This window comes from Streptomyces africanus, assembly GCF_030816955.1.
In the GTDB taxonomy this organism is placed as follows: Bacteria; Actinomycetota; Actinomycetes; order Streptomycetales; family Streptomycetaceae; genus Streptomyces; species Streptomyces africanus.
The window spans coordinates 95,026-118,600 of the sequence record NZ_JAUSYP010000001.1 but is presented as its reverse complement, the minus strand read 5'-3'; the positions used below and the strand labels follow the sequence as shown (position 1 = coordinate 118,600).

The following is a 23,575-nucleotide window of genomic DNA, read 5'->3' as shown; positions in this document are numbered from 1 at the left end:
GGGCTGGACGGTATGGGCGCCGGTGTACAGCGGGGACGGATATCGGCGAAGGACGACTCCCTTACGGAAGGCGGACCTGGTAGATGGGCCGCCGCCGGAAAACTGTCATAGGCGTCAGCTGTGGCCGAAGGCCGCCGCGGTGGCCACGCACGAGAGCGATGTGCTCGACGAGGTCACCGAACGCAGGCTGCTGACCAGGAACCTGCGGACCGTCAACGCCCTGACGGACCCGACGGTACTCGAGCCGGTGATCGCCGGCGTGACCGCGGGCTCAGAGGGGCGGGCACAGTGTCGCCGGTCGGGCGCCTGTCCATGTGTGTGGGGCTCCCGCATGGACAGGCGTGACCGTGGGCCTCAAGCCGCTTCGAGGAAGGGGTAGTCGGTGTAGCCCTCGGCGCCCGGCCCGTAGAACAGTTCCGGCCGCGGCTCGTTCTCCGGGTGGCCACCCTGCCAGCGCTCGACCAGGTCGGGGTTGGCGATGAGGGCCCGGCCCACGACCACGGCGTCGGCGTGGTCGGCCTCGATCTGCTGGAGCGCCTGCTCGCGGGTGGTCTGGCTCTCGAAGCTGTTGTTGACGATCAGCTTGCCGTCGAAGCGCCGCCGCAGCTCCTGTACCAGCTCGCCGCCCGGATCGCCGTGCAGCATGGAGAGGTAGGCCAGGCCCAGCGGGCGCAGTTGGTCGAGCAGGGTGCCGTAGGTGGCCAGGACGTCGTCCCGGTCGGTCTCGAAGACGTCCCCGATGGCGACCTCCGGCGAGATCCGCAGCCCGACCCGCTCGGCACCGACGGCCTGGGCGACCGCCGTGACGACCTCGACGACGAAGCGGGCGCGGTTCTGCGGCGAGCCGCCGTATCCATCGGTGCGCTGGTTGGCCGCCGGGGAGAGGAACTCCTGGAGCAGGTAGCCGTTGGCGCCGTGGATTTCCACGCCGTCCGCTCCCGCCTCGATGGCCCGGCGGGCCGCGGTGACGAAGTCCTCCAGGGCTGCACGGATCTCTGCGGTGGTCATCGCTTCCGGTACGGGGTAGGGCTGCTCGCCCTTCTCGGTGAACGTCTTGCCGTCGATGGCGATCGCGCTGGGGGCGAGGATGCGGCGGCCACCGTTGATGTCGGGGTGGGTGCCGCGGCCGGCGTGCATGATCTGCAGGACGATGCGGCCGCCCTCGGCGTGCACCGCCTCGAACACCCGCTGCCAGCCGGCCGCCTGCTCGTCGGTGGCGATGCCCGGCTCACCGACATACCCCTGCGACGCGTGGTCGGGGTAGGTGCCCTCGGTGATGATCAGGCCGACGCTCGCCCGCTGCCGGTAGTACTCGACCATCAGATCCCCGGGAATGCCGGAGGAACCGGCCCGGACTCGGGTCATCGGTGCCATGACGACGCGGTTGGCGAGCTCGATCTTCCCGAGGGAGACGGGGGAGAAAAGTGACGGAACCGGCGAAACTTCTGAAATGTTGACAGGCATGGGTTTCTTTCTGCAATACGGAGGAAAGCGAGATGAATGTCTGCGACGCAGGGGGTCCACGCTGTCCCGGCGGAGGCCCGGATGCGGTCCTCGGGCAGGCGCGGGCCCGCTGACGGTGACGCGGTTCCAGGACCGCGATCGGGGTGTGGGTGGTGTTGGCGGCGAACGCGATGAGAGCCGCATGCCGTCGGCGTCGGTGTCGGTGTCGACGCCGGTCAAGCGCAACTGCCCGCCGGAGTACGGGCGTTCGCTCCTCGCGCACGATCAGCAGCCAGCCAGGTGACGAAGTCATGGGTGCCGCCGCCGGAGTCGGTACGGATCGGTGTCTGCACCCCGCGCCGCGACCGACTCCCTCGACGCGCCCCCGCGAAGAGGACCGATACACGGCTTCACCTGGAACGCGCTTCCGGCGGTGGCGGGAACAGCGATCTCAGCGATCCTCATTCTCACCGGCCTGAGGCACTTCCGCCGGCCGATCGCCCATCGGACAGCGTGCTTCACGAAAGCGCGAGGCTAGCTGAGCGGTACGTCCGCGACAGCCTTGAGGTGGCTGAACGTCTCGAGGGAATACCGACCGTGGTACCGACCCATGCCACTTTCGCCGACGCCACCGAAAGGCAGGCCGGGCATGAGCAGTTGCATCACCGGCTGGCCCCAGGCGACGCCGCCGGAGGAAGTCTCGTTCACGAGGCGCGACTTGGTGGCCTCGGACGTGGTGAAGGCGTAGAGGGCGAGTGGCTTGTCGCGTTCGTTGATGAAGGCGATGGCGGCATCGAGGTCGTCGACTTCGACGACGGCGAGGATCGGACCGAAGATCTCCTCCTGCATGACCGGCGATGCGGGGTCCACATCTGTGAGCACCGTCGGTGCGATGAACAGGTCGTCACGGTCGTGCTGGCCTCCCACCGCCACCCGGCCGGAATCCAGCAGAGCGGTGAGCCGGTCGAAGTGCCGCTCGTTGATGATCCGGCCGAAGTCGGCTGCGGTCTGCGGGGTGGTGCCGAACTGGGCTTCGACCGCCGCGCCGAGGGCGGGAACCAGTGCGGCGGCGGTGGCAGGATCGGCCAGAACATAGTCCGGGGCTATGCACTGCTGCCCCGCGTTGCCGAACTTGCCGCCGACCAGCCGCTTCGCGGCCTCGTCCACGTCAGCGTCGGGCGCCACGAAGACCGGCGACTTCCCGCCGAGTTCGAGCGTGACGGGGGTGAGGTTCTTGGCGGCTGCGGCCATGACGATCCGGCCGACCGCGCCGTTGCCCGTGTAGAAGATGTGGTCGAAACGCTGTGCCAGGAGGGCCGTGGTCTCCTCGGCGCCCCCCTCGACCACGGTGAGCACGTCGGCGTCGAAGTACTGGCGCAGGAGGCGTGAAGCCACTGCCGATGTGTGCACCGAGATCTCGCTCGGCTTGGCCACCACGGTGTTTCCGGCGGCCAGGGCGCCGATGATGGGGTCGATGAGAAGGTGCAGCGGGAAGTTCCACGGGGCGATCACCAGGACGACCCCGAGCGGGTCGTACGTGGTGTAGGCCGTTGTTGTGGGGCCGAAGTGGGCGGGAACCTCCACCGGGCGAGGCTGAAGCCAGTTTTCGAGATTCGCCAGCGTCTCGTCGATGTCGGCGACGGTGAAGTCGATCTCCTGCGTCTTCGCCTCGGCGGGGTTCTTCCTCAGGTCCGCCCAGAGCGCTTCGATCAGTTCCTGCTCGTTTTCGACCAGCAGTGCCCGCAGCCGCTGCAGTTGGCTGACGCGCCAGTCCAGTCCGCGGGTGACGCCGGTGTTGAACGTCGCACGAAGGCGGCCGACCACCTCCGCGGCCGTTTCCGTCTGGTGGGTTCTCGACTCGGTCGCCTGTGTTGTGGTCATGGGGTGTGCTCCGTTCTTGATGCAGGCCGCGCCGTCAAAGGCGTTGGTGGCATGCCGTGGTACCGGTGATGGGCAACCCGGTGGATGACGGATGAAGGGTCAATCCGCGCCTTCACTCTAGCTCATGTACGCGTTAACGCGAACATAGAGCGGGGTTATTCTTTCCTTATGGCCAGTCGCACCGCGTCACCCCTCGTCCACCCCGACACGGACGACCTCGACCTCTTCAAGATCATGAGCGCGCTGACCGACGAGACCCGGCTCACCATCGTCGTCACCCTCGCCGCCTCCCCTGGTCTGGCCTGCAGCGGCTTCACGCGGGACGTCACCGCGTCCGTACTCACCCGCCACTTCCGCGTCCTGCGCGAGGCCGGCCTCATCCGGCAGCACGACGTCGGCATCCGCCGCATCAACACTCTGCGCAAGGAAGATCTGGACCAGCGCTTCCCCGGACTGCTCGACCTCGTCCTCAAGGAGAGCGTCGGCCGCGTGGAGCCCTACACGAACGCCGACAGCGCCTGACGCTCCGGGGCACCCCTCCGCGGCCGCGGCGAACCGGGCCCGCCGCAGCCAGGTGTCCGGCTTGCGGCCGGCTTCGATCAGGTCGAACGACACCCCGGGCACAACGTCGACCAGGTCACGGCCGAGTTTGGCGAGGGGGGCCTCCCGCCCGACGCGCGCCCGCCGAGTGGCAGTAGCCCGTGCACCAGCAAGGCGATAGGCCACCCGCCCCGCCGTACCACTTACGCAGACTGGTCACCGACCGCCTATACGCAAATGCGGATCGGACCGGATCGACTCCATCGGCGCGAAGGCTCGGATCTCGGTGGCCTTCGCCGTGTGCAGCGGCGGTTCCCGCTGCAGGTGGCGCGGTGCTTTCGAGGATGGCGAGCTGAGCGGGGCGGCGACAATCGTCAGCCCCACTGCCTGCCAGGAGCTCACTCGCGGGTCGGATATCGGCTCACTCCTCTCGGCGAAGGGCTGTGCGACGTCCTCGATGCCATGGCCGGCTGAGCCCCGGCCGTCCCCGGCGGCGAGCCAGCACTCAGCGTGTGACTGTCGGAGTCAGCCGACAAGTCCACCTGAATCCGCTAGAGACCGCTACTTGCCAACGGCAGCTTCGGGAGAACAGGGCCGTGTTCTCGCGCGTCGTCGACCCTCCTGCCGCGGCGACAACGCGTTTGCCCACCGGCTCGCGGTGGATCTCGAAGCGCGGGCTGATGTCCATGACGACCTCCAGGCCGTGTTGCCCGACACGCCACGGATCCGCCGCATGGATCACGGGCATCTTCGGCTCGTTGTCACGGACGCTCACCTCCACGGTGCTCGGAGAGCGAGGGCCCCGGCGGATGATCCGCCGGGGCCCTCGTGCGTGCGATGGGTCTCAGATGGTCGCGTTGTCGATCACGAACCGGTACCGCACATCGCTCGCCAGCACCCGCTCGTACGCCTCGTTGATCTCGGAGGCGGCGATCCGCTCGATCTCCGCGCCGATCCCGTGCTCGGCACAGAAGTCCAGCATCTCCTGGGTCTCGGGGATGCCGCCGATCATCGATCCGGCGAGGATCTTGTTGCCGCCGATGAGGGAGAACGGGTGGAAGGAGACGGGCTCCTCCGGGACGCCCACGTTCACCAGGGCGCCGCCATGCCCGGCGGACCGGACGTGATCCCTCTCCGCAGAACCCCCTGACCAGTGCCTGGACGATCGATCTCTGGGTGGGCCGCCGACCTCACGGTCGGCGGCCCACCTCAGCCGTTGCCAGGCTCATGCTCCTAGCTGCAACGCCTTCCTGAGGGCGGCAGTTCGGGCAAGTCGCACCTCTCGTGGTGCTTCACGCAGTGCCGGGTCCGGCATGCGAAACCCGTCGTTCTCGAACCGGGGGACGACATGAACGTGCACGTGATGAAGTACCTGACCTGGGATGTGGTTGTTCTGGGTCATCGTGCTTCCTACAGCCCCATAAGCGTCCTTCACCGCCGAGGTCACTCGGGCTGTGACCTCGAAGATCTCATGCAGGAGATCAGTTGGTACGTCATGCAGGTCGGTCACGTGTGACACAGGCAGAATAAGGGCGTGACCAGGGTTGTTCTGCCGCTGCTTGAGCGCAGGGACGACGAATACGTTTCCCGAGCGATAGGCAACCAAGTCCTCATCGATCTCGCCCTGCCCGATCCTGCAGAAGGCGCAGTCACTCACTCTGGAGACCTCCGAAGTCGCCTCACGCTGGCCCTACCCAGCTAGATCGACGAGTCTGGCAGGCCATCGCACAGACAGACATCTCCATCGGGTGCAGATCTTCTGAGGGTGCCTCGTTGGGGTGATTCGTCGAGGTTCGGGATGTAGCTGGGGGTGTCGACTTCTACCGTCGCCGAGGTCGAGCCCGCCGTGAGGCGTGCGGGTGCTGAGTGAGGGTGGGTGTGGTGTGCCGTCGTTGTTGGAGGCGTTGGAGGCCAGGCGGGCTGAGGCGCTGGACGAGGCCGAGCGGCTGCGTGAGCAGATCGCTGGTCTGTCTGAAGAGTTGTCGCGGGCCGAGTAGCGGCTGGCGCGGTTGCAGATCGCGCGCGAGACGGTGGAGGAGGTGCTGGCCGCGCCGTCTTCGCCGGTGCCGGACGCGGACGCCGCGGGCGGGGATGCCGGTGGTGGGATCGCCGTGGCGCTGGTGAAGGCCGAGGCGGGGTTGGATGTGACGGTGATGTCGCCGGAGTATCAGGGGATCATCGCGTTGTCCGCGACCTCGGGGGCGGCGATGCGCTGCAAAGAGGTCTGCCAGCACCTGCGTCTGGGGACCGAGCCGCGGCATGTCGAGGGGATGCGCTGGAAGTTGAAGAGGCTCGTGGAGCGCGGGATCCTGGCGGAACCTTCGTCCGGGCTGGTCAAGGTCGACGGCAAAAAGCAGGGGTGGTGAGCATGGTGGGGCCGGCCCGGGGTGCGCTCGCGGAGTGTGAAGACGCCTTTGCCGCCTCGGCGGGTCTGTTCGCCGCGGCGTGTGCGGAGTTGGCGGCCCCGGAGGCGGCGGTGATGACGCACGCGCAGTTGGAGGATCTGCTGGGGGCGCGGATGCGCGAGGTCACCCGGCAGTTGTTCCAGGACCACCTGACCCTGCGGGCCAGGGACGAGGCCCGTCGTGAAGAGGTCGTGGACGCCGCCGGTGTCCGGCGCTGCCGGATCGAGAGGGGCCGGCACCGGACGCTGGCCACGGTATTCGGCAAGGTCACCGTGGTCCGGATCGCCTACCGCGGCACCGGCGTGCGGACCTGCACCCGGCCGACGCGGTGCTGAACCTTCCGGACCGAATGCACTCGCACGGGCTGGCCAGGCTCGCCGCGATCGAGTCCGCCCGCGGCAGCTTCGCCGACGCCTGCGAGCGCATCAACGCCGTCACCGGCCCCGGCATCGGGCATCGGCAGGTGCGGCGGACATCGACGCGTTCTACGACGCTCTCGTGCCCGCTCCCTGCACCGACGCCACACCGCTGATCTTGTCGGTGGACGGCAAGGGGCCCTCCCGCATGAGCGGCGAATTCATCCGCCGCGCTCTGGCCGAGGTCCTCGCCTTCGTCGGCCTCACCGACACAACCGGCCGTCCCATGGATTTTGCCCCGCACGACTTCCGGCGCATGTTCATCACCGATGCCATCCGCTCCGGCCTGCCACCCCACATCGCCCAGGTCATCGTCGGCCACACCAACATCAACACCACCATGGGCTACAACGCCGACTACCCCACCGAGACCATCGAAGCCCACCGCGCCTTCATCACCCGCCGCCGCACCCTGCGCCCCGCCGAGGAGTACCGCACCCCCACCGAAACCGAGTGGGAGGAATTCCTCGGCCACTTCGAACGCCGCAAACTTTCCGTCGGCACCTGCGCCCGCGCCTACGGCACCGCCTGCATCCACGAGCACGCTTGCGTCAGATGCTCGCTCCTTCGGCCTGACCCGACCCAGCGGGCGCGGCTTGCCGAGATCCGCGACAACTTGATCGACCGAGTCGCCGAAGCCGGGACGGAAGGCTGGCTCGGCGAGGTCGAAGGTCTCCAGGTCAGCCTGGCTGGCGCCGAGGAGAAGCTCCGCCAGCTCGATCGGGGCCACGGGCAGCATACGGCCGTGGACCTGGGCATCCCCACCACGCGTGGTGATCGATGAACCCAGGAAGGTGGACTGCAGCACGGCCCTCAACCAAGATCGAGAACAAGTTCAAAGAAGCGCGTATCAAACGCCCTTCAGAACACGATCAAGTGCCGCCCGGCCTACAGGTCCCCAGTTCGGCTTGCCGCCGGGAAGGCCCCGATCTCCGTTCTGCCCCATGAGCATCAGGAAGAGGCTCTTCATAGTGGCCAGCCCGCGGGCACGCCGGATCGCCGCCTCGTCCGCATGCGCGTACATGTCGAAGAAGCGTGAGGCCGTGCCCGCGGGTAGCAGCACCCATGCGGCGGCGAGGTCCCAGGCCGGGTCGCCAGCGAACATGGCACCGAAGTCGACGATGCCCGAGAGCGTTCCGTCCGAGACGACGACGTTCGCGGGATGGAGGTCGCCGTGCACCCATACCGGCGGGCCCTCACACTCGGGGTCGCGACGGCATCGTCCCAGACGGCCCGGACCTCGTCGGCAATGCCGCCGGGGACAACGGCTTGAAAGAAGTGGTCGAAGCCGTCCGTGCACTTCTTGGGATAGGCGCCGAAGTCCGAGCTGGTCGGCGCCTCGGCGGGCGCCTCCACATGGAGCGCCGTGAGGAAGCCCGCCAGTGTGTCGGCCGCGTGGGCGCTGCGACTGATCGAGCCGTGGTCCAGCGGCTCGCCGGGAACCCACGTCATGACGGTCCAGTGCTTGGGGAAGCGCTCGGACGGTTCGCCGAACCGCACCGGGGTCGGTACTGGGAGCGGCAGGCGGGGAGCCAGCACGGGTAGCCACCGCCGCTCCTTGAGCTGGAGCTCCGGGGCGGGGTCCATGCGCTGCATGCGCACGGCCAACTCGTCCGGAACGGCCGCAAGTTCAGAGAAGCTTGTGTCAGATGCTCCCTCCTTCGACCAGACCCCACCCAGCGGACACGGCTGGTCGAAATCCGCGACAACCTCATCGCCCGCATCGCCGAAGCCGAGCGCGAAGGCTGGCGCGGCGAGATCGAGGGCCTCAAAGTCAGCCTTGCCGGCGCCGAGAACAAGCTCAAGAAACTTGATGCCCAAGTATCCCAAGCCCAGCGTGCCGTTCACCTCGGAATGCCCGGTTGAGTCTCCCGTGGGGGGAGACGTCAAGCTGGGGGCATGGACAGCGACACGCTCTATTCCATCGGAGAACTATCCCGCCGGACCGGTCTGACGGTGAAGACCATCCGGTACTACTCCGACCAGGGCATCGTCCCGCCGACCGACCGCAGCCCGGCGGGCTACCGGCTTTACGGCCTCGACGCACTCGCACGCCTGGATCTGGCCCGCACGCTGCGCGATCTCGGGCTCGACCTGGCGACCGTGCGCAAGGTGCTGGACCGGGAGGCATCCATACCGGAAGTCGCCGAAGCACACGCCGACGCCCTGGACGTACAGATCCAGACCCTCCGCCTGCGCCGGGCAGTACTACGAGCAGTCGCCAGACGCGGCCCCACCACCATGGAGATGGACCTCATGCATCGACTCGCCACGCTGTCCCAGTCCGAACAACGCCGGCTCGTAACCGACTTCATCGACGACGCCTTCAGAGGGTTTGACGCCAACCCGGAGTTTGTGACCCTAATGCGATCCGCACTGCCCGAGCTCCCCGACGATCCCACGCCTGAACAGGTCGGGGCCTGGGTGGAACTCGCCGAACTCTGCCAGAACCCAGACTTCCGTACCGCGGTACGGCGCATAGCTGAGGAGCAGGCGAAAGAGCCATCCCAGCAGGACGTCAGCAGTCTGCACGACGTTCTCAACCAAGCGATGCGTGAACGAATCGACGAAGCCGTATCCGTCGGCATCCTCCCAGCCTCCTCCAAAGCCGCACCCCTTGCCGAATCACTGGGCGGCCTTTACGGCCACGCATTCGAGCGTGCTGGCGACGGCGATCTGCGCCGCTGGCTCGTCGCCCGCCTGCAGATGACCGTTGACCCACACGCCAAGCGCTATTGGCAGCTGCTGGCGACGATCAATGGATGGCCTGCATCACCAACACTCGCTCCCGTTTACACGTGGTTCACCACCGTTCTTCGCGGTGCTTCAGCCGCGGCAGCGACATCTTGAGCGCCGGAGGGCATCACGTGAAGTACGACGTCTTACAGATCCTCGGTGTGGCTCTCATCGTCCTTGGGGGGCAGGGAGCGATCCGCCAGCTTGTCGACCGCAGCAACGTCGGCCTACTCGGCTGGCTGCCAGGCGGATTCGCGGCGAGCATCACCGTCTACCTCGTCGCCGTCGCCATCGGCGCGGTTGTTGCGGGCTGGGCGCGCGGCCAAGCGAAGGCAGTCGGGCGCAGGAGCTGACGGGGCGACGGGAAAGCGCACTCGGTCGTCATTCGTTCATCAGTGGAGCAGCCTCCCGCGCGGCGCGGGGGCCAAGCCTTAGTTCAGAGAAGTGACCAACCCGAAGCTGATCGCGCCGCTCCAGATGTTTCGGGGCATGGCAGACCTCCGGAGCTACCCCGAGCAACACCAGGTTATGAGGGCACCGGCAGCCGCGCACGTGCAAGGGCGCCCAGCCGCGGCTCGTGGGTGAGTACACCGCACACGTTCGCTACCTGAGCTACCGCCCTGGGCGCCGGTGCATGCCTTGGTGCGGAGGGTGGGGGAGGGGCTACGTGTGCACCTACCCAGAGATCAACTTCGGCGGCCAGCCCTGGGTGCGGCGTGCCGTGGACGGCAGCGTGAAGGACCTGCCCACCGCGATCCGTGACCGCGGCAAGCTCGATCCGCAACAACTCCGACCGCACCGCCCGCGTGTACGAAAAGCGCAACCACAGCGGCCGGCACGTGTGCGTCACCCGCAGCGGCGGCTCCATCCGACCTGCGCGGCTACAACCTCAACGACCAGACCCGCTCCCTGAAAATCAACCGCAACGACTGCGGCTGACACGAAGGCGGCCTCCGTCTGATCCTGTGCTCCGTCACAGAGTGGATCAGCGCGAAGGCCGTGGTCGTGAGTTTGATGCATCAGGACGTCCTGCGGGATGCGTTCGCGGAAGTGTCACACTTCCGGTCGGAGCTGTACGCGTGTCTGACCGCGCGGGGCGACGCGGTGCGGACGCTGGTTGATCTCGCGCTCGCTCCTGAACACCGTCGTGGGCACGGGGCTCTGTACGGCGGGCTCAACCAGGGCCGGATCGACGTCGCCCGGCTGCGTCGGGCCCTGGTCAAGCTGCCGTTGCCGGGGGCGGCGGATGGTCGGCTCGTACTGGCGGTGGATGTCTCGCCGTAGCTGCGTCCGGACGCCAACACGTGTGCTGACCGGTCCTTTTGCCACACGTTCGGCCGGGGAGAGGGCAAGCGCCAGATGGTGCCCGGTTGGCCGTGCTCGGTGGTCGCTGCGCTGGAGACCGGCCGCACGTCCTGGACGGCCGTGCTGGACGCGGTCCGCCTGGAGCCCGGCGCCGACGTCGCCGCCGTGACCACGGTCCAGATCCGCGAGGTCATCGAGCGGCTGGTCGCCGCCGACCAGTGGCGGCCGGGTGACCCGGAGGTCCTGATCGTGCTGGACGCGGGATACGACGCTCCGCGCATCACCCACCTGCTGGCTGGGCTGCCCGTGGAGATCCTCGGCCGGCTCCGTTCGGATCGGGTGATGCGGCGTCCGACACCCTCCCGCAAAAGAGTCAACCTGGCCAACCCCAAGGGCGGCCGACCGCCCAAGCACGGCGGCGAGTTCGTCTTCGGCGGCCCCGCAACCTGGGGCACCGAGCAGGCCGTGACGACCATGAACACCCGGCTCCATGGGAAGGCGACCGCGCAGGCGTGGGACCGGCTGCATCCGCGGCTGACCCGCCGGGCCGCATGGCTCGACCACGACGGGCCGCCGCCGCTCATCGAGGGCACGTCATCCGCCTGGTCGTGGAGAAACTGCCGTCCGGTGGAGTCAACAAGCCGGTCTGGCTGTGGTGGTCAGGCACTGGCGCCACCGAAGCGGACGTCGACCGCTGCTGGCAGTCCTTCCTCCGCCGCTTCGACATCGAGCACACCTTTCGCCTGTTCAAACAGACCCTCGGCTGGACCAAGCCCCGGCTCCGCAGCTCGGAAGCAGCCGACCGGTGGACATGGCTGGTGATCGCCGCCTTCACCCAACTCCGCCTCGCCCGCCTCCTGGCCACCGACCTCCGCAGACCCTGGGAGAAGCCAGCCGAGCCGAACAAACTGGCGCCCTCCCGCGTCCGCAGAGGGTTCAGGAACCTCTGCACGAAGACCGGCTCACCGGCCGATGCACCGAAACCATCCCGTCCCGGACCTGGCCGGCCACCGGGTTCGAAAAACCGCCGCCCCGCCACCCGTCACGACGTGGGCAGAGTCCTCGCCACCGATGAGGCATTCAGCCGCCCCGCCCACCACAAGGTCGGCACAAAACCGCGCCACTGGCTAAAGACAAGGCTAGGTGCACAGCAGTGCGGCGTGGATGCGGGCGATGGCCCGCAGCACCTCGTCACGGTTCTTGGCCCGCTGCATCCATGCGGGCAGGCGCGCCACCACGGTCATCCTTCGGCCGTGGTCGTGCCAGGGAATCCCTTCACGCAGCGGTGCCTGCACGAATCGTCTGATCAGGTCCAGGTGTTCCAGGTTGTACGCCCATACCCACCCATGCCGGGTCTCGGTCTGCAGCCAAAGGCACACATCGAAGTAAGGGTCTGTGGCCGGTGCGTACCGGTCCCGGTGCAAGGCCACACCGCCACGGCTCCAGTCCTTCGCCATCCCGCAGCTCCGACAAACGAGACGCCTCCGTGCGAAGAGGAAACGCGGTTGAGTGGGCCCGGAGCGCTCGGCGGCCGTCAGGACCTGGTGCGCGGACACCATCTGGTCCGGCAAGGGGCAGGGTCGCCCAGATCAGATCTCGTTGCCGGGCCAGCCGAGCAGCCGGGCGCCGATGACGGCGGTCTGCAGGGTGTAGCGGTGGACGGGGTCGGCCGGGTTGGTGCCGGTGAGCTTGTGAATGCGTTCCAGGCGGTAGGTCAGTGCGCGCACGCTCAGGCGCAGGCGGCGTGCCGCCTCGGCCGCGATGCATCCGGAGTCGAAGTACGCGGTGAGGGTGTCGAGGAGGGGCTGGGCGCCGCCGCGCGGCCTGGAGTGGGCCCAGGGCGCTGCGTACGAGGTCGGCCATGGCCTGCCGGTCGCGGGTGAGGACCGGGTAGAACAGCAGGTCGGCCGAGCGCACCACCGGCTCCTCCAGCTCCAGGCGGTCCGCCAGGTCGAGGGCGTTGAGGGCCTCCTCGTAGGAGTGGACGACCCCGCCGGCGCCGGGATGGACGCGGCCGAGGGCGACCCGGCCACCGTCGGTGGCCACGTGTGCCTGCTTGGCGAAGAACGCGAGCACGTCGTCCTGGTCGCCGGGCAGCCGGTTTGTCGTCGCGGCGCTCAGGGGCGGCGCCGGCGGCCGGCGATCCGTACGACAGCCCCCGTGGCCGTGACGATGAGGCCCAAGACGACAATCGAAGACCGGGGCCCAAGAGGACGTACATGAGAGCTCCGGTCACGGTGGCGGCGGCGCCGACCGACATGAGCGCGACGCCGAGAGAGGAGGGCCAAGGCCATCAGCCGCCGGCACGGCCAGATCCTCGAGCGCTCGGGTTGCACCATGTCGTCCTGCCCGAGCGCGAGATGGGTGAGCGCGTCGCCCACCCGGTCACCGGCCGGATGCTGAACTTCATTGAGTTCGACGACGACTACGCGCTTGTGAAAACCGTCGCCCCGGACATCGCCACCGGGATGCCGCTCGGCCAGAGCCAGGTCCGCAGCCGGTACGGCGTCACCGTGGTCGGCATCAAACGGCCGGGAGCGGGCTTCACCTACGCCGCCGCCGAGACGGTCGTCCAGAAGGGCGACGTCATCGTCGTCACCGGCAAGACCCGTGCGGTGGAGGCGTTCGCCGAGCTCACCTGAAGCCCCGTTCCGGGGGCTACTTGTCCGCGCGATAGAGCTTGAGGTCCCTGTTCACGAAGAGGTGCACGAATCCGCACCGCCAGCAGATCAGCCCGGTCGCCGTCTCGTCCGCCCACGCCATCTTCATGAATTCCAGGCCGACGCTGTTCAGCAGCACGTCCCGTTCCCGGAACACATCACTGCCGCAGACCTGGCAGGTGATCCGCATCTCCCCGATCGCTGCCCGGACCGGCTTGGCTGCCATGGCGGTCTCCTCTTCCCCCGGTGGTCACCAGCCTGGTCGAGGCCGGTGACTACGGAGGCTATCCCGCACGTGGGTGCGGCGGCTCTGCGGATCCGCCGGCTCATCAGCCGTTGATGTCGCGGTGGTTGAAGCGGTACGTCCCTGCGGCCATCAGCACACGGCGGCTGCCGCGAAGATGCCCGCGTCGGCCCACTGAAAGCCGTGCTTGAGCGGCTCTCCGCCGATGTAGTAGTGGAACGGTGACAGGTACGCGGCCCAGCCGGCGCCCAGCTGGTCGGCGAAGGTGTGCGCGGCGTAGGTGAGGACGCCGACGCCTGCGGTCGCTGCGAAGACCACGGCACGGCGGCCGGTGGCGGCGCCGAGGCCCATGGCGAGCGCGCCGAATGCCACAGCCAAGAGGGCCAGGTTGAGGCACTGAGCCAGGAAATCGGCCGGACTGATGGAGGTGAGGTCGGCACTCTCCCTGATGGCGAGCATCGCGACCACACTGCGGCGGCGATTCCGCAGGCCCCGGCGGTCAGGGCCCCCAACCGCCGCAGGATCAGACGGGTCCGGGTGACCGGGTGGGCGAGGAGAAGGTCGAGGGTGCCGGAATCCTCGCCTCCCGCCGTGGCGCGCGCTCCGGTCGCCGCCCCGTAGAAGAGGGCGGGCAGCGGAAGGAGGACTGCAGATATCCCGCGGCCGAGGTCAGATCGTCGAGGTGGAACGCCTCGCGCATCGCTTCGGAAGTCCTGGACGGACTCGGCCCCGCCGGTGGCCATCTGGGGGTAGAAGCTCGCGTACATGGCGGCGGCCAGGTCGTGCCGATCGTCCAGCCGATGAGCAGGCGGCGGTTGTCCCGGAGGTTCTTGGTGAACACGGTGGTGCGCATGGCGGGTTGGCTCCTCGGTGAGACGGCTGAGCAGGTGATGGTGCGGCAGGTCAGATGGTCACGGCGGTCGGGCGGGGCGCGGCCTCCGCGTCGGCGTAGTAGGCGTGGAAGAGGTCGTCGAGGGCGGGCTCGGTGGCCCGCAGCGCGGTGACGTGGTGCTTGGCGGCGGCCTTGACGGGGGCGTCGGGCTCGCCGGTGAGCTGTCCGCGCAGGGAGGTCCCGTCTGGGTCGAGCACGAGGTCGTGTACGCCGGGCAGCTGGACGAATTCCTCGGCGGTGACCGGCTCGGCGAAGCTGATCTCGATCTCCCGGACCGCTCCGGCACGCAGCAGGGCCACGGTGTCCAGTGCCACCAGACGCCCGTCCCGCAGGATGCCGACCCGGTCGGCGACCGCCTCGACCTCGTCCATGATGTGGCTGGACATGAACACCGTCTGGCCGTTCGCGGCAGCCTCCGCGACCAGCTCCAGGAACGTCTGCTGCACCAGCGGGTCGAGTCCGGAAGGCCCCGAGCTGCGCTGCGTTCCCCGGCCTGCTGAGAACGTCCAGCCCGTGCTGGAAATGGAGCATCTTGAGGCGTACGCGTGGGCCATCCTGAAGAACCGCATCAAGTACCAGCAGCGCAAGCGGCAGCGGCGGCCGGAGCCGATGCCGCGCAGCAGCGGGCCGAGCGGGAAGCCCGCCGCCCCGCGTGCGCCAACTGCGGCACCCGGTTCACCGACGAACGGTGGAAGGCCATCGAGCCCGCCGGGTGGGACGCCCCACGTGAGACCCACCCGCACCTGTGCGAGGACTGCAAGCAGCGAGCGATCACCGCCGAACGCCAAGCCGAGCACACCGAGCAAGGGCACCAGGAGCACGACCAGGCCCTGCCCGAGCTGAAGAACGGCGGCACCTGGATCTCGCGCTTCCGTAGCTGACACGACCGGACCCGAGCTGACACGACCGGACCCGGCTGTCAGTGGCGGCTGCAAGGCTGACCGGATGGGCCGTGACGACGACCAGCTGCTGCGCCGCCGGGTCTACGGCGCCGATCACGACCACCTGGGCCCGCGGCCGGTGCGGCACGTCGTACTGGGGCTGGGGGAGGGGTGTAGAGCATCGCGGCGCGGTGGGCGATGTCGGGTGGCTGGGGTCCGGTGGTTTGGAGGCGCAGGTTCCACTGCTCACCGGGCCCCAGCTATGAGGCCCGGTTCCCGGGAAGGTGGTAGTTACACCGTTTGACCGGAGAGATGTCCTGATCCGGACATGCTTGTGGGCTCCGGATGCATCCGGAGCCCACAAGCATGCTGCAGCTTGGCTTACCAGCGATACCAGCGTCCCTTGCGGCCGCCTGTGCCCGCGGAGCGCATGACGAAGCCGAGCAGCCAGACGACCAGCACGATGACGGCGATCCACCACAGCGCCTTCAGCGCGAAGCCCGCGCCGAAAAGGATCAGAGCCAGCAGAAGAACGAGAAGCAGGGGAACCATAGTTATCAACCTCCGTCGCTCCTCGTGCCCGGCGAATGCAAGAACACACGGTCGATTTCCCTGGTTTCTCCACTGCTCTTGCGGGCACTGAACTCAGTTCCTCCGCGGCGTTCACCTCACCGCCGGGTCGGTGGGCGGCTGTCGGTTCAGTTGAGTTCCACGCAGAGTGGCCGCAGGAGGCCGGATGGTGGGGCACTGGCACGGTCGGCCCTGGGGCGTGTTCTTCGTGCTGCGCGTCAGGCTGCGCGGGGCGGTGCCGTAGTCGTCCCCGAGCCGGCTGCGGCACCCGCTTTGGCTGCCAGTCCTTGCCTGTACCGACCGTGAGGGGTGTGAGCGCGGGCACGGTGGCCACTCGGGTGGACAAGGGTTGGGTCTACAGCCCTTGGGGGCTCTTCACCGTCCCTTTGGGCGGCGAAGAGCCATTCCCCTTGTGTTGATCTTCACGCCTCGGTGGGGGTGTCTTGCCGTTGAGGTTGGGGGCAGGCGTACAGGGATGCCTTGCCCCTGTATGGAGACCAGCATGACGACTTCCCGCGTGCCGCGGTCCTTGCCCGGCGGGACACGTGACGACGCCAGAAACGCCCGCCTGGAGGAGGAGAACGCGCAGCTGCGGCAAGCCGTCAACTCGCACGCGACGGTGGATCAGGCCATCGGTGTTCTTGCCGCGATCCACCGGCTTGCGCCAGCTGCCGGGTTCGAGGTGCTGCGTGAGGTGTCCCAGCGCACCAACATCAAGCTGCACACGGTGGCCGAGTCGGTGATTGCCCGGACGCTGGGGCAGACGCTGCCGGAGCCGGTGATGCGGGAGCTGGACGCGGCTGTGCACCGGCGGTCACGCCAGTAGGAGGCCTCAGGGAAGCAGGCTAGAACGCCGGGTCCGGGCACGCCCCGGGTCAGGCGGTCAGGGCCTGTGCGACGGTGGGATGGCAGCCGATGACCTGGTCCAGGCCGACGAGCTGAAGGAGCCGCAGTACCGGCGCATGGGCGCCGGCCATACGCAGCCACCCCTGAGCGTCGCTCATGCTCTTGTGGGCGGCGACGAAGACGTTGATGCCGCTGGAGTCCATGAAGGTCACGCCACTGAGGTCCACCACCGTCCGTGGCATCGCGCCGTCAAGGGACAGCAGCGCCTCACTGAGCACATCCTTGACATCGTGGTCGATCTCGCCGCGCACGGTGAGCACCCGGATGCCATCGACGGCGGTGTGGTCGATCGACAGGCCGGACCGGGCCGCTCCGTGGGTGTCTGTCACCGTGTCCTCGGCTGCGCTCGATGGTGGGGGACCTCAAGGCTCCGACGCGATAGTGCGCCGGTACCCCGCCTCGATGCTACGGCGAACGCGTGTGCGGCACGTTACCCGGTCCTCACGGGACATGTGCGGCATAGTGCGGGGTACGCGCGGCGTGTGAACGGGGGGAAGCAAGGGTGGACCCGGCGAGAGCAGTCCCCGATGGCGAGGGTGGCGTGATGTCTGACGCCGATCCGATACGGGACACCATCGCTCTGGATGGTGACGGGTCCTGCATTGCCGAGGCGCGTCACCGCGCGGTGGACTTCCTTGCCCGTGTCCAGGCTGAGTACGGCCTGCCGGTGTCCGCGCGCGCCTTGGACCTGACGCAGCTGGTGGTCAGCGAGCTCGTCACCAATGCCCGCAAGTACGCGCCCGGACCGGTGCTGATGGAGCTGCGCATCGTCGGGGACCTGGTGGAAGTGGTTGTGTGGGACAGCGATCCGGTCCTCCCGGTGGCCCGGGGCGCTGATGCGGGCAGAGTCGGCCAGCACGGCCTGGAGATCGTCATGGCCGTCGCCCAGAGCTACGAGGTCCACCGGGAGCCGGTCGGCAAACGCATCACCGCCCGCATCGCCCTGCCCGACGACCCGGGCGGTGACATCACCGGACGCCGCCCCCAGTAGCAGCCGGCGTTCCCCCTGTCCTCACCGGCCTTTCCTGGCGGGCCTGCCGTGAAGCGGCGGCCTACACGGGGCGACGACGGCCCGCTGGGACTGGGGCGGCGACAGCCCCTGATCACCCGCACTCGGTCGGGTGAAGACACTGATGCGGCGGAACCCTCAGGACCCGATCAACGAGACGCACGTAAGCCGGCCTGGCCTGGTCGTCGTCGACGTCGCGGCAGCGGACGATGACACCGCACTCGCCTTCCAGGCGGCGCTCGCCGGACGCTGGGCAATCGCGACAGCCGACCGGACTGCTCGGACGCCCGGCGAGCCCGGTGTCCGGGTGCGCTGCTACCTGGACCTGCGCCAGTAACTCGGTGCCGTAGCGCGACCGACCACGGATCCAGCCGCGGCTGAAGGCGACTCATGAGGAGGCGTTGCTGCTGTCCTCGCCGAACAGCGGCACCTGGTGGCGCGCAGCCCGCCTCCTGAAAGCGGGAGGCTAACGACCTCGTGCACGGTTGGCCGTGGCTCGGTGCTTGGGTGGCTCGTTGCACTGTGCATGGTGGGGGCTGGGGCGCGTGAGTTGATCGTGGCGGAGTGCCGAATCACCGGGCTGTCGCTGGATGTAGTCGCTGAACTCATCGCGGAGGTGGGGCCGTGGTGGCACGAGCAGCATCACACTCGCCTCACGGCTCGGCAGCGGCGGCGGGCTGTAGGAGCCGGAGCGAAGCACAAGCTCGTCTTCGTCGACCGGCTGCTGGCGACACTGGTGAATCTGCGGCATGGAACCACTCATGACGTGCTTGCCTGCTGGTTCGGCGTGGACCGCTCCACGATCACACGTGCCATCGGCGAGGTGCGGCCGCTGCTGGCGCAACGAGGCTGCACCGTCGCGCCGGGCCTTCGGCTGTGCACTCTCTCCGAGGTCATCGAGCACCTGGGCGCCGACAGCGGGACCGGGGTCATCGACGGCACGGAGATCCGAGTGCGCCGCCCGGCCGCAGGCCGCAAAGACCGGGACAAGTTCGTCTCCGGCAAGACCAAGCAGAACGCCGTGAAGTCCATGGTCCTCACGGACGCCAAGGGGCGGATGCTGTTCTGCAGCCCCGTCCAGCCGGGCAGCTGCGCCGACATCACCCAGGCCCGCCAGCTCGGACTGGTCAAGCTCCTGGCCGACGGCCCGTTCATAGAGATCCTCGCCGATGCCGGCTATCAGGGCATGGGCACGCAGACCGGCGGACGGGTGGTGACACCGCCCCATCGCAAGTTCAGGAAGAACGCCCCCGCCTGCTACGAGGAGCGGCACGAACTCCAGCGCAAGGCACACTCCTCACGACGCATCCCCGTCGAGCACGGCATCGCACACCTGAAGAACTGGCGGGCCGTCACCCGCCACCTCGGCCGTCGCGAACACATGAGCGACATCGTCCAAGCCGTCGCCGGACTCCTCTCACACCAGCAGACCGCCACCCGGTTCAGCGGCTCTCGGGTGTGAACCCGAGGCGGATCCGCGGGCTTCGACGTGACACGGCCAACCGTGCACGAGGTCGTTAGCCGTTGTGTGGAGTGTTATCAAGGAACGACACGCTGGCAGCGGTGTGAAGGAGCGTCAGCCCGGCCCCTCGGGTGGCTCAACTTCCTTGCCAAGTCGCTCTCATTTTTGGCTTTCTGATGGGTCATCACAAGAGGGGCCCTGGGTCTTTCAAACACCCGATCGGCCCCTTTTTGTCACCCCTCCGTCATTTCTGAAGTGGCGTCATAAATAGGGCTTGAGTATGTTCATTTCTGGTCGGCCGCTCAGTTGGCATCCCTGAGAGATGGAGAAACGGAATGTATCAGAGAAGGAGATACGGAGCGCGTAGGTGTGCCGTTGTCGCGATCGCAGCGTCGGTAGGAATTACAGCCCTGGCTGCAACCTGTGTGCACAATGCCTCGGCATCCGCTCCGAAGTCCGCCCCGTCCGTGCAGGATGCCGCTGCCTCTGTTCCCCTCGGAGGCGACGGCCAGACGAACTTCGGAGGTGACGGCCGGACGGATCACCACGACAGGAACGACGACGATGGACGGATCCATGTCAACGAGCGAACGTATTCAACAGAGCCGGGTGTGTGCACCGCTGTGATCAGTAGTCCCGCCAGCAGCTTCAACGTCCGAAACGAGAGTGACAAGACCGTCGAATTCTTCAATGGGATTACCTGCGACGCCGGCGCTCCAATTGCGACTATTGGGCCCCGAGGCTCCAGCAGCGCAATCCCCGGCACGACGGTCTTCGATGGGGCCGTGGTGCCATTCGCGCTTGTAGGCAGCTTCCGAGCAATCGACAAACACCACTGACCCCACGCGGACCAAGGGCAGCGACAATCCTGCCTGTGGCACTCGGAGCCCGGCCCGCCGCAATCGGGCCGGGTCTGTGCCCATCGAGCAGTGGCTGGCAGTGGATGCGATCCTCCGATGTGGGCCGCTCCATCCAGATTTGAAGCGACCTGGCCGCAGTGTGTCGACGCAGCCTTTCCCGGAAGGCCTTCATGGGAGTAGTAATCAAAGGCCTTTTCTCGGCGTTTCCCGCGGGCTGGTTGCCGGCCCGTACAGGCCCGCCTCCCAGGAAGAGGCTGACCTCCTGCTTCACGCGCTTAGAGGTGATCTCAGTTGGCGTTGCGCAGGGCTGGGGTCGCCAGGCGGAGGCCACGGGCTGGGCCGGTGGCCTCCCAGCCGAAGGTGGTCAGCGAGAGTCGTTGAGGAGGTTGCTGATCTGTTCGTGAAGTTCGCGCGGCAGGTGGGTGGTCCAACGATCGGCTGCCTCGGCGGCCAGGTCGCGGCTCCAGCGCCAGCTGTTGAGCGCTGCCGTGCGCACGTCCTGGTCGCGGACGGCGGCCGTGGTGGCGGCGTAGCGGTGGCGGTCGGTGTCGGGCAGGTCCTGTTCGAGCGCGCGGCTGGGGGTGAGCCAGTGGGCCGCGCTGTTGCGCAACAGGCGGCAGAGCTGGGGTTGTTGGGGTGCGATGACGGTGTGCAGCAGGGCGTGGGCGGGCGATCTCGCCGCGGGCCAGTACGTGGGCGAGCATGAGCGTCCAGTTGGTCAGCTCGTTGGTGAGCTGCTGGGCGGTGGTCACCGGCTCGGGCGGCTGGAAGGTGTCCAGCTACTCGCCTCTGGCGCCGAGCTCGTCCAGGACCAGGCGGTGGAGTTTGCTCCACACTCGGGCCCGGCTCCACTCGGTGAAGCGGCGGTGAGCGGTCGGCTCGGACGGGCCGAAGCCCGGCGGCAGATGCCGCCATGTGCAGCCTGTCGTGGCCACGAACACGATGGCCGCCAGCACCTGCCGGTCCCCATACCGACGCCGGCCCCCGCCCTGCGGCCTCACCGGAGCGGCCGGCACAACCCGCTGGAACAACTCCCACAACGCGTCCGGTACCAGACGCTCCACCATCGCCATCACGGCACCCAACCTAACGATCACGCCAGTTGAGACGACCTCTTAGTTGCCGCCCTTCCCACGGAGAAGCCCTCGGCCACTGATGCGGTGGCCGAGGGCTTCGGCTGGTTATGGTCCGGCGGTCGGCGGTGCCGGAAGGGGCGCCGTGTCCGGAGCGCTGTCGGTGGGCTGCGACTTCAAGCCGCCGGTGCTCGGACTGGGCCTGACATGCTGCTGCTCCTCCACGGTGGGGTGGATCGTCCACCACACCACGGCCACCAGACCAACGGCGCACACACCACCGACGAACAACCCAACCGGCGGGCGTCGCGGTAACCGCACCAGGCGCAGGCCCAGCCAGCCGACGCATGCCCCTGTGAAGACTGCGATCGTCGGGGTGAGGTCGCCGTTCTTGTAGGTGACCAGCAGGGCGTCGTAGTCGGTGAACAACGTCAAGAGCGTGGCATAGAGCACCGCGATGACCGCGCACGCTCTTTCCAGCAGGCGCACGCGCGTACTCCTTTGCTGTTCAGGTGAGTTGCTGTGACCGCAGAGACACTAGGTGGGCGAGAGGTTCTGAACGAGCGAAACCCGTTCCGGAAGGGCTCATTTCGGCGTCCGTGGAATCGAGATGCCGCATCTTCGAACACAACATCCAGTAACTTCTTTCGAATCTTCTCCCTGGACACCCTCACGTCGCAGAAACCAACCGCCCTGTGGCGAGCCGTCGCCCGCCAGGTGCGCGAACTGGCCGCAACGGTATCCACGCATCCGGATGCCGGACATCGCCGGCCATGGGACAGGCCGAGGAGACACCGTCAGCGCCGACCGCGGCGAAGTCGAAGTCGCAGGTGCCGGTGTGGCGTGAGGGGCTGGACAGGTCGGTGCTGTCGGTGGACTACCAGCGCATCCTGCAGGCGCTCGCGGACCGTTTCCGGCTCCATCAAGGGTCGCTGACCTGCCAGGAGATGGCCGTCTTGTTCGGCCTGGACGTGGTGCCGGCGCGGGTGGAGGCATTCATTGGACGCCTGCCGTGCCTGTCGTCATTCGATCGTTTGCCGACACTCAGGCAGTGGTTCCGGCGACCACGTCGACGGCGTGGCGCCGGTGTGCTGCGAAGAGGTCGAGGGCGGTGTCGGTGTCCCGGGCGCGCAGTGCGGTGACGAGTCCGTGGTGCTCGCGCGGGATGCAGTCGAGGTAGCCGGCGGTGCTGCGGCTGATCCGGGTCAGCAGGAACAGGTGGACCTGGCACCGTATGCCGTCCCAGGCGTCGGCGAGGCGCTGGTGCCCTGCGGCGGCGAACACCGCGTCGTGGAAGGCGATGTCCAGGCGCACCATCTCGTGCGCATCGCCGGCCCGTTCCATCATGTCGGCCGTCTTCGCGATGGACGCGAGGTCCTCGTCCGAGGCGTGGGCGATCAGCTGGCGGACGGCGAGGTCCTCCAGTGCGCCGCGCAGGCTGTCGAGCTCAGCCACGTCCTCGGCGGACAGCGTCGTCACCGTCGTGCCCCGGTGCCACGCACAGTGCACCAGACCCTCACGCTCCAGCAGCCGCAGCGCCTCGCGCACCGGGCCGCGGCTGACGTCCATCTCGCCGGACAGCTCCACCTCGCGCAGCTGCTCGCCGGGGGCGTAGGCCCCGTTGAAGATGGCCTCGCGGATACGGTCCGCAACCTCGTCGGCCAGACCTCGGCGGCGAGCCGGGGCCACCTTGCCCTGATCACTCATGCCCGCATTACACCTCCTCCACCAACGACCTAATGTTAACATTCAGACGTTGTCGTGATGTCAACATTAGGACAAGTCGAGCAGGATCGCCCACGGGCCGCTCCGCTCCCCGGCAGGAAGGCAGTGCCATGACCGTTCTCGACTCCCCGATCCCCCGCTTCCACCTGGCCGTGCCGGTCGACGACCTGGCTGCCGCGCGCCGCTTCTACGGCGACGTCCTGGGCCTGGAGCAGGGCCGCAGTGCGGACACATGGGTGGACTGGAATCTGCACGGCCATCAGTTCGTCACGCACCTCGCGCCGGAGCGCGCGCAGCGCATACACAACCCGGTCGACGGCCACGACGTACCCGTGCCGCACTTCGGTCTGGTTCTGACGGTCGAGGCCTTCCAGGAGTTTGCCGAGCGGCTGCGGGCGGCGGGCACCGAGTTCGTCATCGAGCCGTACGTGCGTTTCGCGGGCCAGAAGGGCGAGCAGTGGACGATGTTCCTCCTCGACCCGGCCGGCAACGCGCTGGAGTTCAAGGCGTTCGCCGACGACTCGCAGGTGTTCGCCGCCTGACCGGCGGCCGGCACCACCCACCCCC

Annotated in this window: 26 protein-coding genes and 6 pseudogenes; 16 read left to right on the top strand and 16 right to left on the bottom strand. The window is 68.0% G+C overall.

What is annotated here, in order from left to right:
- Positions 1 to 354: 354 nt before the first annotated feature.
- Entirely contained in the window at positions 355 to 1,464 is a 1,110-nt protein-coding gene (locus QF034_RS00785; RefSeq protein WP_307173041.1) for an alkene reductase, read from the bottom strand.
- A gap of 513 nt (positions 1,465 to 1,977) precedes the next feature.
- A complete protein-coding gene (locus tag QF034_RS00780) occupies positions 1,978 to 3,324 on the bottom strand; it encodes an aldehyde dehydrogenase family protein (protein ID WP_307173040.1) in 1,347 nt (448 codons plus the stop codon).
- A 168-nt stretch (positions 3,325 to 3,492) separates the two neighbouring features.
- Between QF034_RS00780 and QF034_RS00775 the strand changes: the two genes are divergently transcribed.
- Positions 3,493 to 3,846, top strand: coding sequence for an ArsR/SmtB family transcription factor (locus QF034_RS00775; protein ID WP_307173039.1), 354 nt, complete (start codon positions 3,493 to 3,495; stop codon positions 3,844 to 3,846).
- Positions 3,847 to 4,708: 862 nt separating this feature from the next.
- Here QF034_RS00775 and QF034_RS00770 read toward each other — a convergent pair.
- Both QF034_RS00770 and QF034_RS00765 read right to left on the bottom strand, forming a co-directional pair.
- A pseudogene (locus QF034_RS00770) lies at positions 4,709 to 4,966 on the bottom strand (alcohol dehydrogenase); the annotation flags it as partial.
- A gap of 123 nt (positions 4,967 to 5,089) precedes the next feature.
- Positions 5,090 to 5,521, bottom strand: coding sequence for an HIT family protein (locus QF034_RS00765; RefSeq protein WP_307173038.1), 432 nt, complete (start codon positions 5,519 to 5,521; stop codon positions 5,090 to 5,092).
- A 352-nt stretch (positions 5,522 to 5,873) separates the two neighbouring features.
- Here QF034_RS00765 and QF034_RS00760 point away from each other — a divergent pair, with 352 nt between their 5' ends.
- Genes QF034_RS00760 through QF034_RS00745 form a run of 4 tightly spaced genes read left to right on the top strand, consistent with a single transcriptional unit; the run spans position 5,874 to position 7,469 of the window.
- Entirely contained in the window at positions 5,874 to 6,230 is a 357-nt protein-coding gene (locus QF034_RS00760) for a hypothetical protein (protein ID WP_307173037.1), read from the top strand.
- A 2-nt stretch (positions 6,231 to 6,232) separates the two neighbouring features.
- Positions 6,233 to 6,604, top strand: a complete 372-nt coding sequence (locus tag QF034_RS00755; RefSeq protein ID WP_307173036.1) for a hypothetical protein — start codon at positions 6,233 to 6,235, stop codon at positions 6,602 to 6,604.
- A 14-nt stretch (positions 6,605 to 6,618) separates the two neighbouring features.
- Positions 6,619 to 6,801, top strand: a complete 183-nt coding sequence (locus tag QF034_RS00750) for a hypothetical protein (RefSeq protein ID WP_307173035.1) — start codon at positions 6,619 to 6,621, stop codon at positions 6,799 to 6,801.
- 32 nt (positions 6,802 to 6,833) lie between these two features.
- Positions 6,834 to 7,469 carry a tyrosine-type recombinase/integrase gene (locus tag QF034_RS00745; protein ID WP_307173033.1) on the top strand — a complete coding sequence of 212 codons (636 nt, stop codon included), beginning with the start codon at positions 6,834 to 6,836 and terminating at the stop codon, positions 7,467 to 7,469.
- A gap of 66 nt (positions 7,470 to 7,535) precedes the next feature.
- Here QF034_RS00745 and QF034_RS41370 read toward each other — a convergent pair.
- Positions 7,536 to 8,365, bottom strand: a pseudogene (locus QF034_RS41370) (aminoglycoside phosphotransferase family protein).
- A 219-nt stretch (positions 8,366 to 8,584) separates the two neighbouring features.
- On the opposite strand from QF034_RS41370, the gene QF034_RS00730 reads away from it, so the two are divergent.
- The 3 genes and pseudogenes from QF034_RS00730 to QF034_RS00720 form a co-directional block, all read left to right on the top strand.
- Positions 8,585 to 9,535: a MerR family transcriptional regulator gene (locus QF034_RS00730; RefSeq protein ID WP_307173032.1), complete on the top strand. Its 951-nt coding sequence runs from the start codon at positions 8,585 to 8,587 to the stop codon at positions 9,533 to 9,535.
- A gap of 17 nt (positions 9,536 to 9,552) precedes the next feature.
- Positions 9,553 to 9,774 carry a hypothetical protein gene (locus tag QF034_RS00725; RefSeq protein ID WP_307173031.1) on the top strand — a complete coding sequence of 74 codons (222 nt, stop codon included), beginning with the start codon at positions 9,553 to 9,555 and terminating at the stop codon, positions 9,772 to 9,774.
- A gap of 661 nt (positions 9,775 to 10,435) precedes the next feature.
- Positions 10,436 to 11,847 (top strand): annotated as a pseudogene (locus tag QF034_RS00720) (NF041680 family putative transposase); the annotation flags it as partial.
- Positions 11,848 to 11,865: 18 nt separating this feature from the next.
- Here QF034_RS00720 and QF034_RS00715 read toward each other — a convergent pair.
- Both QF034_RS00715 and QF034_RS00710 read right to left on the bottom strand, forming a co-directional pair.
- Complete coding sequence (locus tag QF034_RS00715) at positions 11,866 to 12,183, bottom strand: hypothetical protein (RefSeq protein WP_307173030.1); 318 nt, start codon at positions 12,181 to 12,183, stop codon at positions 11,866 to 11,868.
- A 132-nt stretch (positions 12,184 to 12,315) separates the two neighbouring features.
- Positions 12,316 to 12,820 (bottom strand): annotated as a pseudogene (locus QF034_RS00710) (PucR family transcriptional regulator); the annotation flags it as partial.
- Between the two features lie 125 nt (positions 12,821 to 12,945).
- On the opposite strand from QF034_RS00710, the gene QF034_RS00705 reads away from it, so the two are divergent.
- Positions 12,946 to 13,368 carry a TrkA C-terminal domain-containing protein gene (locus QF034_RS00705; RefSeq protein ID WP_307173029.1) on the top strand — a complete coding sequence of 141 codons (423 nt, stop codon included), beginning with the start codon at positions 12,946 to 12,948 and terminating at the stop codon, positions 13,366 to 13,368.
- Between the two features lie 16 nt (positions 13,369 to 13,384).
- On the opposite strand, the gene QF034_RS00700 is transcribed toward QF034_RS00705, so the two are convergent.
- The 3 genes from QF034_RS00700 to QF034_RS00690 all read right to left on the bottom strand — a co-directional run bounded on the left by QF034_RS00700 (position 13,385) and on the right by QF034_RS00690 (position 14,968).
- Complete coding sequence (locus tag QF034_RS00700) at positions 13,385 to 13,612, bottom strand: hypothetical protein (RefSeq protein WP_307173028.1); 228 nt, start codon at positions 13,610 to 13,612, stop codon at positions 13,385 to 13,387.
- Between the two features lie 150 nt (positions 13,613 to 13,762).
- Positions 13,763 to 14,089: a hypothetical protein gene (locus QF034_RS00695; protein WP_307173027.1), complete on the bottom strand. Its 327-nt coding sequence runs from the start codon at positions 14,087 to 14,089 to the stop codon at positions 13,763 to 13,765.
- 444 nt (positions 14,090 to 14,533) lie between these two features.
- Complete coding sequence (locus QF034_RS00690) at positions 14,534 to 14,968, bottom strand: ATP-binding cassette domain-containing protein (protein WP_307173026.1); 435 nt, start codon at positions 14,966 to 14,968, stop codon at positions 14,534 to 14,536.
- A 99-nt stretch (positions 14,969 to 15,067) separates the two neighbouring features.
- Between QF034_RS00690 and QF034_RS00685 the strand changes: the two genes are divergently transcribed.
- On the top strand, positions 15,068 to 15,403 hold the full coding sequence (locus QF034_RS00685; RefSeq protein WP_307173025.1) for a hypothetical protein: 336 nt from the start codon (positions 15,068 to 15,070) through the stop codon (positions 15,401 to 15,403).
- Between the two features lie 381 nt (positions 15,404 to 15,784).
- Here QF034_RS00685 and QF034_RS00680 read toward each other — a convergent pair whose 3' ends face one another.
- Positions 15,785 to 15,955 (bottom strand): DUF5670 family protein, encoded by a 171-nt coding sequence (locus tag QF034_RS00680; RefSeq protein WP_020131495.1) that lies wholly within the window; start codon positions 15,953 to 15,955, stop codon positions 15,785 to 15,787.
- Positions 15,956 to 16,475: 520 nt separating this feature from the next.
- Here QF034_RS00680 and QF034_RS00675 point away from each other — a divergent pair.
- Positions 16,476 to 16,799, top strand: a complete 324-nt coding sequence (locus QF034_RS00675) for an ANTAR domain-containing protein (protein WP_307173023.1) — start codon at positions 16,476 to 16,478, stop codon at positions 16,797 to 16,799.
- A 49-nt stretch (positions 16,800 to 16,848) separates the two neighbouring features.
- Here the strand turns inward: QF034_RS00675 and QF034_RS00670 are convergent, their stop codons facing one another.
- Positions 16,849 to 17,208: an STAS domain-containing protein gene (locus tag QF034_RS00670; RefSeq protein WP_307173022.1), complete on the bottom strand. Its 360-nt coding sequence runs from the start codon at positions 17,206 to 17,208 to the stop codon at positions 16,849 to 16,851.
- Positions 17,209 to 17,423: 215 nt separating this feature from the next.
- Here QF034_RS00670 and QF034_RS00665 point away from each other — a divergent pair, with 215 nt between their 5' ends.
- From QF034_RS00665 to QF034_RS00655, 3 genes are all read left to right on the top strand, one after another.
- Entirely contained in the window at positions 17,424 to 17,870 is a 447-nt protein-coding gene (locus tag QF034_RS00665; protein WP_307173021.1) for an ATP-binding protein, read from the top strand.
- A 130-nt stretch (positions 17,871 to 18,000) separates the two neighbouring features.
- On the top strand, positions 18,001 to 18,225 hold the full coding sequence (locus QF034_RS00660; protein WP_370880753.1) for a DUF6207 family protein: 225 nt from the start codon (positions 18,001 to 18,003) through the stop codon (positions 18,223 to 18,225).
- Positions 18,226 to 18,444: 219 nt separating this feature from the next.
- On the top strand, positions 18,445 to 19,350 hold the full coding sequence (locus QF034_RS00655; RefSeq protein ID WP_307173020.1) for a transposase family protein: 906 nt from the start codon (positions 18,445 to 18,447) through the stop codon (positions 19,348 to 19,350).
- A 1,224-nt stretch (positions 19,351 to 20,574) separates the two neighbouring features.
- On the opposite strand, the gene QF034_RS41365 is transcribed toward QF034_RS00655, so the two are convergent.
- The 3 genes and pseudogenes from QF034_RS41365 to QF034_RS00640 form a co-directional block, all read right to left on the bottom strand.
- On the bottom strand, positions 20,575 to 20,820 hold the full coding sequence (locus tag QF034_RS41365) for a hypothetical protein (protein ID WP_370880752.1): 246 nt from the start codon (positions 20,818 to 20,820) through the stop codon (positions 20,575 to 20,577).
- Positions 20,821 to 20,992: 172 nt separating this feature from the next.
- Positions 20,993 to 21,283, bottom strand: a pseudogene (locus QF034_RS00645) (transposase); the annotation flags it as partial.
- 108 nt (positions 21,284 to 21,391) lie between these two features.
- Positions 21,392 to 21,772, bottom strand: a complete 381-nt coding sequence (locus tag QF034_RS00640; protein ID WP_307173019.1) for a hypothetical protein — start codon at positions 21,770 to 21,772, stop codon at positions 21,392 to 21,394.
- Between the two features lie 269 nt (positions 21,773 to 22,041).
- Here QF034_RS00640 and QF034_RS00635 point away from each other — a divergent pair.
- Positions 22,042 to 22,278 (top strand): annotated as a pseudogene (locus tag QF034_RS00635) (hypothetical protein); the annotation flags it as partial.
- A 49-nt stretch (positions 22,279 to 22,327) separates the two neighbouring features.
- On the opposite strand, the gene QF034_RS00630 reads toward QF034_RS00635, so the two are convergent.
- Positions 22,328 to 22,990 carry a GntR family transcriptional regulator gene (locus QF034_RS00630; protein ID WP_307173018.1) on the bottom strand — a complete coding sequence of 221 codons (663 nt, stop codon included), beginning with the start codon at positions 22,988 to 22,990 and terminating at the stop codon, positions 22,328 to 22,330.
- Positions 22,991 to 23,118: 128 nt separating this feature from the next.
- Here QF034_RS00630 and QF034_RS00625 point away from each other — a divergent pair, with 128 nt between their 5' ends.
- Positions 23,119 to 23,550 (top strand): VOC family protein, encoded by a 432-nt coding sequence (locus QF034_RS00625; RefSeq protein ID WP_059211329.1) that lies wholly within the window; start codon positions 23,119 to 23,121, stop codon positions 23,548 to 23,550.
- Positions 23,551 to 23,575: the final 25 nt, after the last annotated feature.